Annotated in this window: 11 protein-coding genes and 3 pseudogenes; 11 read left to right on the top strand and 3 right to left on the bottom strand. The window is 58.0% G+C overall.

Translation table 11 applies throughout. From position 1 onward, the window contains the following. The 6 genes and pseudogenes from ALO64_RS25610 to ALO64_RS20050 all read left to right on the top strand — a co-directional run. Positions 1 to 540 (top strand): hypothetical protein (locus ALO64_RS25610; RefSeq protein WP_054991787.1); only part of this gene is annotated, 540 nt, incomplete at its 5' end. 140 nt (positions 541 to 680) lie between these two features. After that, positions 681 to 1,421, top strand: a complete 741-nt coding sequence (gene dsbC / locus ALO64_RS20070) for a bifunctional protein-disulfide isomerase/oxidoreductase DsbC (RefSeq protein ID WP_044343765.1) — start codon at positions 681 to 683, stop codon at positions 1,419 to 1,421. Between the two features lie 145 nt (positions 1,422 to 1,566). Then, the gene (locus tag ALO64_RS20065) at positions 1,567 to 2,871 is read left to right on the top strand and encodes a homoserine dehydrogenase (RefSeq protein ID WP_044343764.1); all 1,305 of its coding nucleotides are present in this window, start codon (positions 1,567 to 1,569) and stop codon (positions 2,869 to 2,871) included. Between the two features lie 98 nt (positions 2,872 to 2,969). Next, a complete protein-coding gene (thrC, locus tag ALO64_RS20060) occupies positions 2,970 to 4,379 on the top strand; it encodes a threonine synthase (RefSeq protein WP_044343763.1) in 1,410 nt (469 codons plus the stop codon). Between the two features lie 185 nt (positions 4,380 to 4,564). Next, a complete protein-coding gene (locus ALO64_RS20055) occupies positions 4,565 to 8,122 on the top strand; it encodes an ATP-binding protein (RefSeq protein WP_161794682.1) in 3,558 nt (1,185 codons plus the stop codon). A gap of 123 nt (positions 8,123 to 8,245) precedes the next feature. Continuing rightward, positions 8,246 to 9,524 (top strand): annotated as a pseudogene (locus ALO64_RS20050) (EAL domain-containing response regulator). Here the strand turns inward: ALO64_RS20050 and ALO64_RS20045 are convergent. Then, positions 9,497 to 10,158 (bottom strand): annotated as a pseudogene (locus ALO64_RS20045) (response regulator). The pseudogenes ALO64_RS20050 and ALO64_RS20045 overlap by 28 nt on opposite strands. Before the next feature lie 287 nt (positions 10,159 to 10,445). Between ALO64_RS20045 and ALO64_RS20040 the strand changes: the two are divergent. After that, complete coding sequence (locus ALO64_RS20040; protein WP_002554776.1) at positions 10,446 to 10,742, top strand: DUF3509 domain-containing protein; 297 nt, start codon at positions 10,446 to 10,448, stop codon at positions 10,740 to 10,742. A gap of 182 nt (positions 10,743 to 10,924) precedes the next feature. Here ALO64_RS20040 and ALO64_RS20035 read toward each other — a convergent pair whose 3' ends face one another. Beyond that, positions 10,925 to 11,764 carry a TIGR02285 family protein gene (locus tag ALO64_RS20035; protein ID WP_005732478.1) on the bottom strand — a complete coding sequence of 280 codons (840 nt, stop codon included), beginning with the start codon at positions 11,762 to 11,764 and terminating at the stop codon, positions 10,925 to 10,927. 333 nt (positions 11,765 to 12,097) lie between these two features. Between ALO64_RS20035 and ALO64_RS20030 the strand changes: the two genes are divergently transcribed. The 3 genes and pseudogenes from ALO64_RS20030 to ALO64_RS20020 all read left to right on the top strand — a co-directional run bounded on the left by ALO64_RS20030 (position 12,098) and on the right by ALO64_RS20020 (position 15,628). Next, positions 12,098 to 12,640, top strand: coding sequence for a YaeQ family protein (locus ALO64_RS20030; protein WP_002554774.1), 543 nt, complete (start codon positions 12,098 to 12,100; stop codon positions 12,638 to 12,640). Positions 12,641 to 12,702: 62 nt separating this feature from the next. Then, on the top strand, positions 12,703 to 14,418 hold the full coding sequence (recJ, locus tag ALO64_RS20025) for a single-stranded-DNA-specific exonuclease RecJ (RefSeq protein ID WP_044343768.1): 1,716 nt from the start codon (positions 12,703 to 12,705) through the stop codon (positions 14,416 to 14,418). A gap of 113 nt (positions 14,419 to 14,531) precedes the next feature. After that, a pseudogene (locus tag ALO64_RS20020) lies at positions 14,532 to 15,628 on the top strand (NADH:flavin oxidoreductase/NADH oxidase). Between the two features lie 59 nt (positions 15,629 to 15,687). Here ALO64_RS20020 and ALO64_RS20015 read toward each other — a convergent pair. Then, entirely contained in the window at positions 15,688 to 17,775 is a 2,088-nt protein-coding gene (locus ALO64_RS20015) for a hybrid sensor histidine kinase/response regulator (RefSeq protein ID WP_044343761.1), read from the bottom strand. A 288-nt stretch (positions 17,776 to 18,063) separates the two neighbouring features. Between ALO64_RS20015 and ALO64_RS20010 the strand changes: the two genes are divergently transcribed. After that, positions 18,064 to 18,810 (top strand): tellurite resistance TerB family protein, encoded by a 747-nt coding sequence (locus tag ALO64_RS20010; RefSeq protein WP_002554770.1) that lies wholly within the window; start codon positions 18,064 to 18,066, stop codon positions 18,808 to 18,810. Positions 18,811 to 18,846 lie beyond the last annotated feature (36 nt).

The raw sequence follows: 18,846 nt of genomic DNA, 5'->3' as shown, positions 1-18,846 counted from the left end.
CTACTTCAGATCTTCCTTAATGTTGAAAGTGGCGATGATTGGTTTTATTTTGAGGATTCTCCTCATTGGGACACCAAGGAAAATGAGCGGGCTACTGAGTCCTCAGAGAAAGTTGTGCCTGCGCCTGATTCTCTTGAGAAGCCTGTGCCGGATTCACTTGAGAGGCCTGCGCCTGTTTACATAGGCGTAAATGCTCAGGGTTGGGTTACAGGAACAAAAAATCGAGGTATGGCCTATATTGCTCAGATATCTGGCAGGCAAGGTGAAGCTTTTTCTATCGATAAGGATGAGCAGCGTGTCTATTTGAGATCTGACAGAAGTAAGAATTTTATGCAGACTTATAAACGCGAGGATTTTCCCGGTGGTAAGTGGTTTGCATATATGACCGATTGTGATGGCAAGGATGCGCTGTTAAAGTTGACGCTCATTGAGCGCTATAACGCAGACGGTTCGGTCAAAAGGTACAGCGTGAGTGAAGCGTTCGCTGACAATGGGGGCTACAAAGGTCTCCATTCCGATCTGCGCAGGAAAAATCTCTAATCCATCCTGGAAACATCCCGAGTGACGACGGCCTGTCGGCCCCGCGAGCCTTATGTGGTAGGCTTTGCCGGTTTCGCATATCAAGGCTGGCGCGCCTTTTTTCGACTGCCGCCAGTCTGCCCGTCGTTATAGGAGTTTTCATGCGTTTGCCCCAGATTTTCGCTGCCGCCGCTTTACTGCTGGCCGGCACATTCAGTATGTCTGCCCTGGCTGATGCAGCCCCCGACCAAGTCATCCGCAAGACCCTCGATTCGCTGGAATTGCAGTTGCCGGTCGAGAGTATTTCGCCGAGCCCGCTCAACGGTCTTTATGAAGTGAAGCTCAAGGGCGGTCGTGTGCTGTATGCCAGTGCCGACGGCCAGTTCGTGGTTCAGGGCTACCTGTTTCAGGTGCAGAAAGGCAAGCCGGTCAACCTGACCGAGAAGACCGAACGTCTGGCCATTGCCAAGACCATCAACGCCATTCCGCTTTCTGAAATGGTGATCTACCCGGCGGTGGGCGAGACCAAATCGCACATCACGGTATTCACCGACACTACCTGCCCGTATTGCCACAAACTGCACGAAGAAGTCGGGCAGTTGAACAAAATGGGCGTTGAAGTCCGTTACATGGCATTCCCGCGCCAAGGCCTGGGTTCTCCGGGTGACGAGCAGTTGCAGGCCGTGTGGTGTTCCAAGGACCGCAAAAGCGCCATGGACCGCATGGTAGACGGCAAGGACATCAAGGCCGCCAAGTGCGACAATCCGGTGAGCAAGCAATATGAGCTGGGTCAGTCGATCGGCGTCAACGGCACCCCGGCGATTGTCCTCGCCGACGGTCAGGTGATTCCGGGCTATCAGCCTGCTGCTCAGGTTGCCAAACTGGCAATGGGCGCCAAATAACGCTTTGTCACATCAGCATGCTTCATATGAGCATGCGCTACACGAAACCGTGTTTTTGGCGCCTCTTCACATTTGTAGCCGCATGGCAACGTGCGGCGGATTTCACGGCTGATCAAGCATCAGCTGTTTTTCGGGGAGTTCATCAGTGAAACCGGTCAAAGTAGGCATATGTGGGCTGGGTACTGTCGGTGGCGGTACTTTCAATGTACTTCAGCGTAACGCCGAGGAGATCGCCCGCCGTGCCGGGCGAGGAATCGAAGTTGCGCAAATTGCGGTTCGTACACCAAACCCCAACTGCCAGATTGCCGGTACGCCTACTACCAGTGATGTGTTTGCCGTTGCGACCAACCCTGAAATCGACATCGTCGTTGAATTGATCGGTGGCTACACCATCGCCCGTGATCTGGTGCTCAAGGCCATCGAGCATGGCAAGCACGTAGTGACCGCCAACAAGGCGCTGATCGCGGTTCACGGCAACGAAATTTTCGCCAAAGCGCGTGAAAAGGGCGTAATCGTTGCTTTTGAAGCAGCTGTCGCTGGCGGCATCCCGGTCATCAAAGCCATTCGCGAAGGGCTGTCGGCAAACCGTATCAATTGGGTTGCAGGCATTATCAACGGCACTGGCAACTTCATCCTCACCGAAATGCGCGAGAAGGGCCGTACCTTCCCGGATGTTCTGGCCGAAGCCCAGGCGCTGGGTTATGCCGAGGCCGATCCGACCTTCGACGTTGAGGGTATCGATGCAGCGCACAAGCTGACCATTCTGGCCTCCATTGCCTTCGGCATCCCATTGCAGTTCGACAAGGCCTACACCGAAGGCATCACCAAACTGACCACCGCCGACGTGAACTACGCTGAAGCGCTGGGCTATCGCATCAAGCACCTGGGCGTTGCACGCAGCACGGCCCAAGGTATCGAGCTGCGCGTACACCCGACGCTGATCCCGGCCGATCGTCTTATTGCCAACGTCAACGGCGTGATGAACGCGGTGATGGTCAATGGCGATGCGTCCGGCTCGACGCTGTTCTACGGTGCCGGTGCCGGTATGGAGCCTACGGCTTCCTCGGTGGTGGCCGATCTGGTGGACGTGGTGCGGGCGATGACCTCCGATCCGGAAAACCGTGTGCCGCATCTGGCCTTCCAGCCCGATTCGCTGTCCGCGCACCCGATTCTGCCGATCGAAGCCTGTGAAAGCGCCTACTACCTGCGCATCCAGGCCAAGGATCACCCGGGCGTGCTGGCTCAGGTGACGAGCATCCTGTCCGAGCGCGGTATCAACATAGAGTCGATCATGCAAAAGGAAGTCGAAGAGCACGATGGCCTGGTGCCGATGATCCTGTTGACGCACCGTGTTGTGGAGCAGCGCATCAATGACGCCATTCAGGCCCTGGAAGCTCTTCAGGACGTGGTTGGCCCGGTGGTTCGTATTCGCGTAGAACATCTTAATTAACATCAGCTGCGAGCCGTCAGCTGCAAGCTTCAAGTCAGACGCCAGTCGTTTTGAGCTTGAGGCTTGAGGCTTTCAGCTCAAACCAAAGGTTTGATCCCATGCGCTATATCAGTACTCGCGGCCAGGCGCCGGCCCTGAACTTCGAAGACGTGCTGTTGACTGGTCTGGCCAGCGACGGCGGTCTGTATGTGCCGGAAAACCTGCCACGCTTCACTCAGGAAGAGATCTCCTCCTGGGCCGGTCTGCCGTATCACGAACTTGCCTTTCGGGTGATGCGCCCATTTGTGGCTGGTAGCATCCCGGATGCCGATTTCAAGAAGATTCTTGAAGAGACCTACGCTGTCTTCGCCCACAGTGCAGTGGCACCGTTGCGTCAGTTGAATGGCAACGAGTGGATACTTGAGCTGTTCCACGGTCCTACCCTGGCGTTCAAGGACTTCGCGCTGCAATTGCTCGGTCGCTTGCTGGACTATGTGCTGGCCAAGCGTGGCGAGCGCGTGGTGATCATCGGCGCTACCTCGGGTGACACCGGCTCTGCGGCCATCGAAGGCTGCCGTCGCTGTGACAACGTCGACATCTTCATTCTGCACCCGAACAATCGGGTATCGGATGTTCAGCGCCGGCAGATGACCACCATCTTTGGCGACAACATCCACAACATTGCAGTAGAAGGCAACTTCGACGACTGCCAGGAAATGGTCAAGGCCAGCTTCGCCGATCAGGGCTTCCTGAAGGGCACGCGTCTGGTCGCCGTCAACTCGATCAACTGGGCGCGAATCATGGCCCAGATCGTCTACTACTTCCATGCATCGCTGCAGTTGGGCGGGCCAGCACGTTCGGTATCGTTCTCGGCTCCGACCGGCAACTTCGGCGACATCTTTGCCGGTTATCTGGCCCGCAACATGGGGCTGCCGGTCAATCAACTGATCGTCGCCACCAACCGCAACGACATTCTGCACCGCTTCATGAGCGGCAATCAGTACGTCAAGGAAACCCTGCACGCGACGTTGTCGCCTTCCATGGACATCATGGTGTCGTCGAACTTCGAACGCCTGTTGTTCGATATGCACGGTCGTAACGGCTCTGCCATTGCCGAGTTGATGAGCACGTTCAGGCAGGGTGGCGGTTTCAGTGTCGAAGAAGAGCGCTGGACTGAAACCCGCAAGCTGTTCGATTCGCTGGCGGTCAGCGACGAAGACACTTGCACGACCATTGCTGAAGTGTTTGCCAGCACCGGCGAACTGCTTGATCCGCATACCGCTATCGGGGTGAAGGCTGCCCGCGAATGCCGTCGCAGCCTGGACACGCCGATGGTGATTCTGGGTACCGCGCACCCGGTCAAGTTTCCGGAGGCAGTGGAGAAGGCCGGTGTAGGAAAAGCGCTTGAGCTACCTGCACATTTGTCTGATTTGTTCGAGCGTGACGAGCGCTGCACTGTGCTGCCAAATGACCTGAAAGCCATACAGGCGTTTGTCAGCCAGCATGGCAATCGCGGCAAACCGCTCTGACAGAAGCGTCGTGTAACAACTTTAGGCCCGCCANNACTTGGCGGGCCTTTCTGTTTCTACGTGCCAAACTTCGCTGGTTTTCGAACCATAGAGTTGGGTCATTTGTAGTGAAGCAGGCAAGCATGCAAAGCGTAGTCAGGGAGGCAGACAGCACATTGAGAGGCCGCGCGTGGCGCATGGCATGCATGTTGTTGGCGCTGGTTTTTGTCGGGCCAGCCGATGCGGCGCAAAGCTTGCCGTTTACCCTGACAGCCCCTTTCGTGGCTTCAGCGGATCTGGCCCTCACAGATCAGGATCGTGCATGGCTAGATCAGCGCAAGGTACTTCGGGTCGGCATTGCGATTGCCGACTACGAGCCGATTGATATCACCAGTGACCGCAACCGTTATCAGGGCATCAGTGCCGACTATCTGGGGTTGGTCAGCGACCAGTTGAACATTCCGGTGCAGGTGACCGGGTTTGCCAGGCGTGACGAGGCCATCGAGGCATTGCACGACGGCAAGATAGACCTGCTGACCAGCGCCAATGGCTTTGAGCGGGGCGTGAAAGGGCTGTCGTTCTCAACCGAATACATGCCTGACCGATCTGTTGTCGTTGGTCGTGGCAACGATCTGAGCCCGCCGCCAAGCCTGGCCGGCAAGAAGGTTGTGCTGCTTGATGGCTATGCCGACTCGGACGTCGCTCACCGCGTTTATCCTGACAGCGAGCTGATTATCGCGCCTAACCTCTACAGTGCTCTGGAGGCCCTGAGCCAAGGCGAGGTCGACGCTTTTATCGGCAACGAAGTCATTGTCCGGGCCTACACCGCCCTGCGTCCTTATCTCGGATTGCAGATCAAGTTCGAAAGCCGGTTGCCTCCGGTAGGGTTTTCTTTTGCAGTGCGTGACGATGAGCAGCGCTTGCTGACCTTCATCAATCGCGCGCTGGACAGTATTGAACCGTCGATCGATCGTGAAGTTCTCGACCGCTGGACCATGGGGCTGGGTGCTGACGTGGAGGGGCAACGCATTCGCCTTACCGGTGCCGAGCGGCGCTGGCTGCTCAAGCATCCGAGCGTGACCATCGCCACCACACAGCATCCGCCGTACATCTACAGAGACAAGAATGGCCAATGGGTGGGGCTGAACGCAGATGTGCTGTCCCGTATCTCACGCATGACCGGGTTGCAGTTTGTCCATCAGGAAGTGCCTTCCACGCAGCAGAGCATTGAAATGCTGCGTGCCGGTCTTGCCGAGATGAACACCTCGCTTGCAGAAAATGCCGAGCGTCGGCGGTTTCTGGACTTTACCTATTCGTTCGGAGGCAACAGCTGGATGTTCGTGGTCCGCTCCGAGCGCTCATCCCGAGTATCGCTCGACAGTCTGGCCGGTAAAGTGCTGGCACTGCCTGCCCGGCATGCGCTCGAAGACCTGATCAGGCGCGAGCACCCCTTGATCCAGCTGCGTCTGGTGGACACCTACGACCAGGCCCGCGCCCTGGTGGAAAGCGGTGTTGCCGACGCGACCATTCAGAATGAAGTAGGTGCCTACCTGTTCCCGGCCGGGCAACTGAAGGTCGCCCGCAGTGTCGATGGCCAATGGTCACCCGACAGGTTTTCGGTGATCAAGACCCAGCCCGAGCTGCTGGGCATTCTGAATAAGGCGCTGGAGGAATTCCCGGTGGCCGAGTTGCGCTCGATCCGCTTGAAGTGGCTGGGCTCGGCACTGCCTCAGCCTTCGCTCTGGGGGCGGATACCGCAGTGGGTATTCTGGGTACTGGCCCTGGCCTTACTGACCGGGCTGGTGTCACTGGTCTGGAGCAGTCGCCTCAAGGTACAGATTCGCCAGCGCCTCAAGGCTGAAAGGCAGCTCAATGACCAACTGGCCTTCAAACACGCCTTGTTCGATGGTATCCCCAATCCGATTTATGTTCGCGATCTCAAGGGACGACTGATTTCCTGCAACCGTAGCTACGAGCAGAGCCTTGGCATCAGTTTCGAGCAGATGAATGGTCGACGCCTTACGGATGTCAATCTGATACCGCGTGCATTGGCTGAGCAGATGCATACCGACTACCTCAACTTGCTGGAAAATCACCAGCCAGTCTTTTCCGACCGCACCATCGAACTGTCCGGAAAACGCATGGACGTCTGGCAATGGACGGTGCCTTTCTTCGCTGCCGACGGACAGCTGCAGGGGGTGCTGGGCGGCTGGGTCGATATCACCGAGCGCAAGCGGCTTGAGCAGCAGCTCCAGGAAGCAATGCGTCTGGCCGCTCAGGCCAACGAGGCGAAGAGTGTCTTTCTGGCCAGCATGAGTCATGAAATTCGTACCCCAATGGGTGCAATCATCGGTTTGCTGGAGCTGGAATGCGCACACGCTTTACGCAAGGGGCATACACCGTCGCAAGGCTTGCAGGTCGCCCATCGCTCGGCTACGGAGCTGGTGGCACTGATTGGCGAAAGCCTTGATCTGGCCAGAATCGAAGCGGGCGGCATGCAGTTGTCATTGACAGTCACATCCTTGCAGGCTCTTTTCGAGGGCGTAATCGAGCTTTTTTCAGCGCAGGCCCGGGAAAAGGACCTGGAACTGCGGCTGGAATTCTCCGAACAGGCTCAGGGCGATTACTGGCTTGACCCGCTGAGGCTGCGTCAGGTGCTGCATAACGTCCTGGGCAACGCCTTGAAATTCACCCGGCAAGGGTCGGTCGTCTTGAGGGTGGCGGCGCTGGATGACTCATCGCGTGTACGCATCGGTATCCAGGACAGTGGCGAAGGTATCGAGCCAGAGCGTCAACAGCAGATATTCCAGCCCTTTACTCAGGCCAGCGATGACACTGCCGCACATTACGGTGGGAGTGGGCTGGGACTGAGCATCACTCGGCAGTTGGTGCAGTTGATGAAGGGCGATATCAGCCTGCACAGCTCGCCGGGCGAGGGTACGCTGGTCAACATCGATTTGCCGCTGGTCAGGGTGAGCGAGCCGGTTTTGCCCTCCTGCGATGTCCCGGATGCACCTATGGATACGCGCAGCCTTCGCTTGTTGGTGGTCGATGACATGTCGGCCAATCGGCTGGTGTTGACCCGCCAGCTGGAGTTTCTTGGTCATCAGGTGGTGGCTGTCGAAGATGGCAAGGCTGCGCTGTCGAGGTGGTGCGAAGAGCCGTTCGATGCGGTCATCACCGACTGCAACATGCCGGGTATCAGCGGTTATGCATTGACCGAAGCCATTCGACAGATCGAAGAGAAAGAGCAGCGCCGGCGCTGCCCGGTCATTGGCTGTACCGCTAACGCAATGAGCGACGAGGCTGCACGGTGTGAGCAGGCGGGGATGGACGGTCTGCTGATCAAACCGCTTTCCCTGGCGCGTCTGGCCCAGGAGCTGGCGGATCGGGTACGTGAGCCGACGTTCGACATCAGCACGCTGCAAAACATGACCCGGGCCAACCCGGAACAGATGCAACGGTTGTTGGGCGAGTTGTGGAAGAATCTCAGGCATGAACACGCCTTGCTGGAGCCTGCGGTGCTGGCAAATGACTGGAACACCTTGAGCGCTTGCCTGCATCGGCTCAAGGGCGCGGCGAGTCTGGTTGACGCAGTGCCGTTGGCCAAGGCGTGCGCGGCGCTCGATGAAAGTGTGCGGCTTGAGTGTGTGGCCAGTGTGCCTGAGCGCTGGTTGGCGCTGGAGGCTGCGATGACCGGCCTGCGCGCTGATATCGAGTTGCAATTGGTGGCAGTGCCCGACATTGCACCGGCTTGCGATTGATGCTTGCTGAAAAAAACGTTAATCGCTACCGGGTTTAGGACATGTCCTATGGGGCATGCGTGCGGGAGGAGCTACAGTAAGTGTTCCCCTGAGCCGCTGGCTCTGACTCCCGTAGGCGTGACCGTGCACTCACTCAAGGTTCTGATTCTCGAAGACCATCCTTTCCAGCTGATGGCTCTGCACCAGATGCTCAACGCCAATCAGGTGTTCGATGTGCTGGCTGCCGAGAGCGTTGAGGTTGCCAGGCTTTCCCTGCAAAGCCGTGGTCCTGTCGACATTGCTATCTGTGACTTGCAGATGGACGGCCCCGACGGCCTTGAGCTGATCCGCTTTTATGGCCGAAAACGGGTTGGCGAGGGCTCTGATCATTGTCAGCAGTTCAGCTGCCTGCGTGCTGGAAGGTGTTGCGCAGCTGGCGCTCAGCCAAGGCTTGGAAGTGTTGGGGTATGTGCAAAAACCTGCTTCGGCCGCTGTACTCCATGACCTGCTTGAGGCGTACGGGCCAGGCCGTGCCGGGAGTGCACCACAGTCACCGGTAAAGCGTGCGTTCGGGGCACTGTCTGCCGTGGAGTTGTTTGATCCGAAAGACAATATGCCCATAGACGTTGCGTCTGTTGCCGAACAGTGGATTGCCTATTTTCAACCCAAGGTGAATCTGCAGGGCAAGTTGCTGGGTGTCGAGGCGCTGGTCCGCTGGCAGCACCCCACACATGGCTTGCTGGCTCCCGGACGATTCATGGACGCCATCGAAGCTGAGGAACTGACCGTTGCGTTGACCTGGCGTATGCTGGATCAGGCCCTGCAGTTCTCTGCACAGTTCATGCGCGAGCAGGGCGAAGTACTCTCGGTTGCGGTCAATATCGACCCGCAAGTGCTGCAACAGGCGGATTTCGCCGGGCAGATCATGCAGGCGCTCACCCGTCACAGCGTGCCGGCAACTGCGCTGACCCTGGAGATTCTCGAACAGGATGCCGCCCGCCCGGAAACCTGGCAGATGGAGGGCCTGTTGAGGTTATGCATGCAGGGCTGCAAATTGTCTATCGATGACTTTGGCATGGGCGCTTCGAACATCGACAGGCTCCTGCAGTTGCCCTTCAGCGAGTTGAAGATACCGACCGAGTTTGTACGTGGCATGGCCGACGATGCGCGCAAGTCTGCAGTGGTGGCTGGAGCCATGCTCATGGCACAGCGGCTGTCCATGTCGGTAGTGGTGGAGGGGGGCGAAACGATTGACGACTTTCACAGCCTGCTGGCATTGGGCAACCCGGCCATTCAGGGTTATTTCATTGCGCGTCCGATGCCTTCATCAGAGTTGGTGCGCTGGGCCGCCGAGCGCGAGTCTCATCTGCAGGCCATGCTGACAGACGGCCGGCCTCAGGACATGCCGCTTTCCTGCAAATAAATGAACAGTGCCGCGTCGTTGGCCAGACCGAGCTTGCGCATGGCCGCGACTTTCTGTGCGCTGACAGTCTGTTTGCTGCGATTGAGCTGCGCAGCGATCTGGCCGACGGTATGACCGGCCGAGAGCAGGCGTAACACCTCCAGCTCCCTGGGCGACAATTTTTCTGCCGGCAACAGCGCGTCAGGGCCGTACTGACGCGCTTCTATCAGCACCCTGCGCACGGAATCGGCGACAAAAAACTCACCGCGCTGCACGCCCCTGATGGCAGCTGGCAGTTCTCCGGCAAGGCTGGCCTTGCTCAACAGGCCCCGCACGTTAAGGTCCAGCATGGACTGAAAAAGTCCGGCATTGCTCAGTGCTGTTACAACGATCACCGGCAATGCCGGAAAATCCCGGTGTATGCGCTGCAAAAGACGCAAGCCATCGTTCTGCAGTTCGACCGGCATCATGAAATCAGTCACCAGCACATCGCAGGGATGGCGCGCGAGTACCTGTAGCAGTTCATCCGGATTACAGGCTTCGGCGACAACTGTAGCCAGATCGTCCTGTTCCAGTACGACCGCAGGCCGATGAGAAAAATAGGGTGGTCATCAGCCACGATGACGCGCAACGGGCGATCAGTGGAATCGCTCAAGGTGTGGCTCCATCAAAAAGGCTGACTGGTATTACAGACGACAGCGTTGTTTAACGCAGTGATCAATAGCATAGGCACCTTGTAGGAGGCGTAGCGTAATTATGTTGAGTTTTCCTACAAGCCCACTTCCTGTCGCCATTGGCCTCCGGTTTTTTCCTTGTCACATTCAACAGGCATGCTCGAAATGACAGACCGGTGCTGTGATCAGGCGATAGAAAGAACTTTCTGCTGTCGCCGACGGTCATTGGTTAGCACCTTTGCATTCAAACTGTTGAGTGGTGATCCGGATGGAAAATATCAGCTTACTGCTAAGCGAAGCGCTGGCTCCTTATCAGGCCACTATTGGCCCGGCGGGTACTCGGGGCGAACGTCTGGTTACTCTTAAGGATAAAGCGGGCGTCTGTGTGATCGAGCGTACATTCGGCGCTGATCAACTGAGCGACAAGCGTCAGCTCACCGACGTGGTAGACGGCCTGCGCCGGGATTTGATGGTCGCCGAAGGTCGAATCGAACCCTGCGTCATTGCCGCGATGCGCAATGCTGCAATCAGCCGAACGTTTGTCGGCACTCCGTCTTTTGCTTAACAGTTGCTTAACAGTTATCTGACTCGCGTCAACGATGTTGGAACCTGACGCGCTCGTCGCACTCCTATCCATTACGTCAGGTTTGATGATTGTGCTCCGGTGATCGAAGGTTGGCGTACTGACCATCATGGTCATGTTTACCCCGGGCAGGTCCCCCTCTGCCCGGGGTTTCTTTTAGGTGGTCAGTTCTTCTCGAACAGCGCTTTGACGTCTTCCAGGTAGCTTGCCCGTTGCTCGGGGTCCAGCCACCGCGCGTAAAAGCCCATCAGGCTGCTTTCGCGCAACGTACGCATCTCGCGGTTGATCTGTGCGAGGGCTTTTTTGCCTTCAGGTGAGTTGCTGCAACTGATATAGACGAATTGGTAGGCGGGGTTGCCCATGATCGGCAAGAAGGCCAGTTCATCCGGCCTGATACCTTGTTGCATGGCCTGATAGCGTGCTTCCGGCCAGAAACTGATAAAGGCTTGCAGGCGCCCCAGGCGTTCCATTTGCAGAAGGCTGCCGGTGGCATCGTTACCGTAATGGAGCACCAGCGCATCTTCGTCGACACCTTGCAGCGTATGGTCGATCAGTTCGCCATAGCTGCGTTCGGCGACTATGCCCAATTTGATCGCCCGGGTGGCCATAAGCGCCGCGAAGTCGATTTTTCCGTCCTCGACATACGGCTCGAACGTCGACATGTCTTCCTTGCGTACAATCAGGCCGCTGCTGAATATGGCGCCGATCGGTATGGAGAAGAGCAGGGTTCTGGCTCGCTCCTCAGTCCACAGCATCGTGGGATCACAACTCAGAGACGTGGCGTCGTTAAGCATCTGCAGGCCCCTGGCACGATTGACGCGCATTAGCACGTGATCGTATTCGGGCATTCGCGCAGTTAACAAAGGCATGAGCTGATCAATAGCACCTTGCCCGCGCATGACTCCGGAAAAAATCGTCGAAGGTGGTATGTCGCGCATCAGCCAGGTCAATGTCTCCCTTGCCTGGCTGGCGCATGACAGGGCAGCCAGCGACAGGGCGAGCATCAATCGAGCCGCTGTGCAGTACGAGGCAGGAAGGGACATTCGCTGGTTTCATCCTCGAAAAAGATTCAGCAAACTGGAGTAGAGTGGCAGCTCTTTGAGTGGCGCTGCGCCTGTGGCGTCACATTCAAGTGCTTCGGCAGTCCCTTGCCGGGATCCAGGTACTCGGATCAGATCGTCTATAAAGCCAATCTGTATCAGAATTTTGTTTCAGGCTATCGATTTTTGTATAGCCCGCAAGCAGTAGCAATTGCATCCCCTGCGCGAGCAAGTTCGTTCACAGGCCCGGCATCGGTTAGACTTGCCGTCTTACCTCCAGACTCTAGAAGCCCGTTCATGGCCCAGCCGTCCACGACCTACAAATTCGAACTCAACCTCACCGACCTCGATCGCGGAGTGTATGAGAGCGTCAAACAGACCATTGCCCGCCATCCTTCGGAAACTGAAGAACGCATGACCGTGCGCCTGCTGGCCTATGCCTTCTGGTACAACGAACAATTGTCGTTCGGTCGCGGCCTGTCTGATGTAGACGAACCCGCACTGTGGGAAAAAAGCCTGGATGATCGGGTTCTGCATTGGATTGAAGTCGGACAGCCGGATGCCGACCGCCTGACCTGGTGCTCGCGTCGCACCGAACGCACCAGCCTGCTTGCCTACGGCAGCTTGCGCGTTTGGGAAGGCAAGGTCATTCCGGCGATCAAGAACCTGAAAAACGTCAATATTGCCGCCGTCCCGCAGGACGTGCTGGAAGTGCTGGCCAAGGATATGCCGCGGGTCATCAAGTGGGATGTGATGATCAGTGAAGGAACGGTGTTCGTCACCGACGACCGTGGCCAGCATGAAGTCCAGTTGCAATGGCTTGCGGGCGAACGCGGCTGACAGCCGCCGGTTCCGATCGAAAAAACATTCATCGACACTGCAAAGAGAATCAGCTGACCCGCATGCGCATCGAACCCCGTCTATTGCCCGATACCTTGCCGTTTCTCGGCGACCTGCCGCCCTTGCTCACTCGTCTTTATGCCGCAAGGGGCGTGGCCTGCGAGGCCGAGCTGGACAAAAGCCTGACGCGGTTGATCCCTTATCAGCAACTCAAGGGAATCGATGCTGCGGTAGATCTGCTGGTAACGGCGCTGCAGGAAGGTCAGCGTATGCTGATTGTCGGTGATTTCGATGCCGACGGTGCGACTGCCAGCACCGTGGGTGTTCTGGGGCTGCGCCTGCTGGGCGCGGCGCACGTCGATTATCTGGTGCCTAACCGTTTTGAGTACGGTTATAGCCTGACGCCGGAAATCGTCGAAGTGGCGTTGCAGCGCGAGCCTCAGCTACTGATCACCGTGGATAACGGCATTTCGAGCGTCGAGGGTGTGGCCGCTGCCAAGGCGGCAGGCTTGCAGGTACTGGTCACCGACCACCATTTGCCGGGTCACGAGCTTCCGGCGGCAGACGCCATCGTCAACCCCAACCAGCCAGGCTGTACCTTTCCCAGCAAATCGCTGGCCGGCGTCGGGGTTATTTTCTATGTGTTGATGGCCTTGCGCGCGCGCTTGCGGGACACCGGCTGGTTCGAGAGCAACCAGCGTGCCCAGCCCAACCTGGGTGAGCTTCTGGACCTGGTCGCGCTGGGCAGCGTGGCCGATGTCGTGCCGCTCGACGCCAACAACCGCATTCTGGTGCACCAAGGCCTGATGCGTATTCGTGCTGGCCGTGCCCGGCCCGGGCTGCGCGCGATTCTTGAGGTTGCACGGCGTGAGTCTTCGCGCATCACCTCTACTGATCTGGGGTTTATTATCGGGCCACGCCTGAACGCGGCGGGGCGCCTGGACGATATGAGCCTGGGCATTGAATGCCTGCTCTGCGACGACCCGACACTGGCGCGAGAAATGGCCGTGCAACTGGACGAATTGAACCAGGATCGCAAATCCATTGAGCAGGGCATGCAGCGTGAAGCGCTCGCGCAGCTCAAGGACCTGCCGCTGGAGTCCATGCCGTTCGGCCTGTGCCTGTTCGATGCCGAATGGCATCAGGGTGTCATCGGTATCCTGGCCTCGCGCCTCAAGGAGCGCTACCACCGACCTACCATCGCGTTTGCCAGTGCCGCGGAGGGCGTGCTCAAAGGCTCGGCTCGCTCGGTGCCGGGGTTTCACATTCGCGATGCGCTGGACGCTGTGGCGGCCAGTCATCCGCATCTGATCAGCAAGTTCGGCGGCCACGCCATGGCGGCAGGTCTCTCGCTGCCTGAAGAGAATTTCCCGGCGTTTGCCGAAGCGTTCGACCTGGAAGTGCGTCGTCAGCTCGACGAGCAGGACTTGACCGGACGTCTGCTGTCTGACGGTTCGCTGGCCGTCGAGGAATTCCATCTGGAACTGGCCCGCGCACTGCGCAACGCCGGTCCCTGGGGACAGCACTTCCCCGAGCCCTTGTTCCACGGCATATTCCAGCTTGTTGAACAGCGGGTGGTGGGCGAGCGTCACTTGAAGATGGTGCTCAAGACCGAGTGCGGCAGCGTCAAGCTCGATGGCATTGCGTTCGGCGTCGACCGCGACATCTGGCCCAACCCCAACATTCGCTGGGTCGAACTGGCCTACAAACTGGACCTCAACGAGTTTCGTGGCAACGAAACCGTGCAGTTGATGGTGGTGCACATCGCGCCACGCTGACAATCAGCAGGAACCCCTCTCGCTACCAGGTTGTCGACAACAGACTGTCTGCAAAACCTGTTCATTGAATGAACGGGGCCTGGACACCTGATTTTTCATTACGAGAGGTTGCCATGAGCCTGCTGCTTGAACCCTACACCCTGCGCCAATTGACCCTTCGCAACCGTATCGCAGTCTCGCCGATGTGCCAGTATTCCAGTGTCGACGGCCTGGCCAACGACTGGCATCTGGTTCATCTGGGAAGCCGAGCAGTTGGCGGCGCCGGCCTGGTCATCACTGAAGCGATGGCTGTGACGCCGGACGGCCGCATAACCCCCGAAGACCTGGGGCTTTGGAATGATGAACAGATCGAGCCGCTGCAACGCATTACCCGCTTTATCAATGCTCAGGGTGCGGTGGCTGGCATCCAGCTGGCGCACGTCGGTCGCAAGGCCAGCACCTGGCGCCCGTGGCTTGGCAAGCACGGCAGCATTTCCCTCAATGAAGGCGGCTGGACTCCGGTCGGGCCTTCGGCAATTGCTTTTGATCCGCAGCACACGGCGCCTGTGCAACTGAGCGAAACGCAGATTCAGGAACTGATCAAGGCGTTTGTCGATTCCGCACGGCGCGCCCTGACCGCAGGCTTCAAGGTGGTAGAAATTCACGCGGCCCACGGTTATCTGCTGCACCAGTTCCTGTCGCCATTGAGCAACCAGCGCACTGACCAATACGGTGGTTCATTCGAGAACCGCATTCGCCTGACGCTGCAAGTCACCCAAGCGGTGTGGCCTGAAGAGCTGCCGTGTTCGTTCGCGTGTCCGCCACCGACTGGGTGGAAGACGGCTGGAACGCCGATGAAACGGTAGAGTTGGCGCGCCGTCTGAAGGCGCTGGGTACCGACCTGATCGATGTGTCGTCGGGCGGCACGTCAGCCAACGCAGAAATTCCGGTTGGCCCCGGCTACCAGACGCGTTTTGCCGAACGGGTTCGCAAAGAGTCCGAAATCGCTACAGGGACGGTAGGCATGATTACTGATCCGGCCCAGGCAGAGCATATTCTGCGTACCGGGCAGGCCGATATCATCCTGCTTGCGCGTGAGTTGCTGCGTGATCCGTACTGGCCGCTGCGTGCCGATGAAGACCTGGGCGGGCGTCTGGCGACCTGGCCCGCACAGTACCAACGCGCCACACATCGGGATCAGCCGATTCATGAGTCTGATCTGCGGGATTGATGCCCGTTCGGTTTACGAAAGGAAGCAGCCAATAAGTGAGCGCCGCAGGGCGCTCATTTTTATTCGCCTTCCAGCAGTTCGGTGACGCGTCCGATCAGTTCGGCAATGGCAAAAGGCTTGGGCAGTACATGCATGCCAGGTTCCAGCGTATCGTGGGCCAGCGCCGCGTTTTCAGCATAGCCGGTCACAAACAGTATTTTCAGGTCGGGCCGAACATCCCGGGCGGCGTCTGCGACCTGACGACCGTTCATGCCGCCTGGCAGACCGACGTCGGTAATCAACAGGTCGATAGCCGCTTTGGACTGCAGAATGGTCAGAGCATCGGCACCTCGCTCGGCCTGCAAAATGGTATAGCCAAGGTCTTCAAGCAACTCGGCAATCAGCAGGCGCACAGCGGGCTCGTCATCAACGACCAGAATGGTTTCATCGCTGATGCCAGGTGCGGGTACTTGTAAAGGGCTGTCCTCAAGTGCCACCGCTTCAGGCTCACCTTCATGCATCGGCAGCAGGATGCAGACTTTCGAGCCCTCTCCAACGTTTGAGGTGATGTTGACGCCGCCTCCGGACTGCCGTGCAAAGCCGTAAATCATCGACAGCCCCAGGCCCGTCCCCATGCCTAACGGTTTGGTGGTGAAGAACGGATCGAAGGCCCGTGCCATGACATCTTTGTCCATGCCCGTGCCTGTATCGCTGACGCATAACTCCACGTAACGACCTGCGGGCAACTGATACCTCGCCGCTGCGGCTGCATTCAGATGACGGTTGCCGGTCTGAATCAGCAGCTGCCCGCCGTCGGGCATGGCGTCCTTGGCGTTGATACATAAATTGAGCAGCGAGTTTTCCAACTGATGCGGGTCCACCAGGGTCGACCACAGCCCTCGTGAAGCAATGACCTGCATATCGATGGCAGGGCCCACGGTACGCCGGATCAGTTCATCCATGCCCGCCACCAGAAGGTCGATATCCGTCGCCTTGGGGGCCAGTGTCTGACGGCGCGAGAATGCCAGCAGGCGGTGCGTCAGGGAGGCTGCACGTCTTGAGCCCTCCAGTGCTGCATTGATATAGCGATCCAGCTCCGTGAAGCGCTCCTGTCTGATCCTCGACAGGAGCAACTCCATGTTGCCGGTCACGCCCATCAGCAGATTGTTGAAGTCATGTGCCAAACCGCCGGTCAACTGCCCGACCGCTTCCATTTTCTGCGCTTGAATCAGTGCTTCTTCGGCAATACGCAATGCTTCGATGCGATCTTTCTCGTGGGTCAGATGCTTGCCCAGCGCAAAAATGATTCCATTGCCTGGCGCAGCGGTCCAGCCGAACCATTGATAGGTCCCGTCCACATGCCGGTAGCGATTCTCGAACAGCGGCAAAACATGATTGATGGTGTGTTTCAGGGCATCCTCGGTATTACGCACATCATCGGGATGCAGCAGGCTCATGATCGTGCTGCCCAGCAGCTCTTGTTCAGTGTGGCCCAGCAGTACTGTCCAGGCTGGGTTCACCCGCATGAAAATGCCGTTGAAATCGAGTATCGCCAGCGGATCCGGGGAAATCTCCCAGAATGTATCCAGCTCCAGGGTCCGCTGTGCCAGCCTGGCGGTCTGCCGCCGTTCCAGATTTACCAGATCCTCGATCAGGTTCAGGCGTTCGCGCTCACTGTCCTGCAACGCTTGCTGACTGAGGACATGCTCGGTGGTTTCGTTGGTGATGCAAAACATGCCAACGATCATCCCTTGCTCGTCGATCACCGGCGAGAAGGAGAATGACCACCATGTCTGCTCGACCTCACTATAGCGCGCCATGCTCAGCGGCATGTCCTTGTAATGGCACGGCTTGCCGGCGTATGCATCGATGACCAGTGGCGCGACCTGATCCCACACATCAGCCCAGAGGTCCGGAATAAGCGCGCCAATGGCGTTATCCTTACGCGGGCCGAGGATGGGGGTATAAGCATCATTGTGGAAAAACACCAGCTCCGGCCCCCAGAGCAGATACATCGATTCCGGCGAGTTCAGAATCAGATTCAGGGTGTTTTTCAGCGATACCGGCCAATGCTCGATGGGTCCGAGTGGTGTCTGGCTCCAGTCCTTTGATCGGATAATCCCGGCAGCCGTGCCGTTAGCTGTCGGGAAACCAGTGGGCGATATCACTTCAGGCAAGCTCCTGACGGTATGCGTCTTGCGTTCATAGGGGTGTACTTAAGGTTGATCAATCTGGACGAGCAGTCTTTTTAACTGCTTTTCGTACCGACTGCTCCACTATTGACCCCTTATCAGAGCCGCGCGTTGCACGTGTTTCGCTGATATCGGGAATGATTGGATGAATGGGGCTGGTCGGGAATCGTAACATCCGGAAGCACACCGGTAATCTTGAGTCAGTGACTTCCTGTCAACTTGTTGGTCAATGACTCATCTGACAAACCTTGTAGGAGGCTTTCTGTGAATACGCGTGGCTTACTCGATCAGTTGCTCAAATCCGGACAAAGCATGTTGCAGGACAAGGCTAACGGCAAATCCGGCAAGCAGTCTTCGGGCAGTGATTCATTGATCAATGGTCTGGGCAGCCTGCTCGGCGGCGGTAAAGGCCAAGGGACCTCCCAGAGCGGTCTTGGCGGTCTGCTGTCCGGCGCCGGTGGCGGTGCGCTGGCTGCAGGTGCCATGAGCCTTCTGCGCGGCAAACGGTCGCGCAGTATGGGCGGTAAGGTGCTGACTTACGGAGGCTTGGCGGCATTGGGCGTACTGGCCTATAAGGCCTATAACAACTGGCAGTCCAGTCAGGGCCTCGTTGGTCAGCGTGAGCCGCAAACCATTGATCGCTTGCCCGAGGCTGAAGCCGAGCAGCACAGCCAGGCCATCCTGCGTGCCCTGGTCGCCGCTGCAAAAGCCGATGGTCATGTGGATGAGCGTGAGCGAGAACTGATCGAGGGCGAGTTCAGCAAATTGAACAGCGATCAGGCGCTTCAGCAATGGCTTCAGGCCGAGCTGAACAAACCGCTGGACCCGGCAGAAGTGGCTCGCGCCGCGACCACGCCTGAAATGGCGGCGGAAATGTATATCGCCAGTGTCATGCTGGTGGATGAAGAGCATTTCATGGAGCGCGCCTATCTTGATGAGCTGGCGCGCCAGTTGAAACTGGAGCCCGGTCTCAAGTCCGAACTGGAAGCACAGGTGCGGGGCGCCGAGTAAGCAGCCACGTCCGCTGCCGGGCACTGTGCGTCAGGC

The sequence above is a fragment of the Pseudomonas meliae genome (assembly GCF_001400515.1).
Lineage (GTDB): Bacteria > Pseudomonadota > Gammaproteobacteria > Pseudomonadales > Pseudomonadaceae > Aquipseudomonas > Aquipseudomonas amygdali.
The sequence above is the reverse complement of the archived record's forward strand: the minus strand, read 5'-3'. Positions and strand labels throughout refer to the sequence as shown.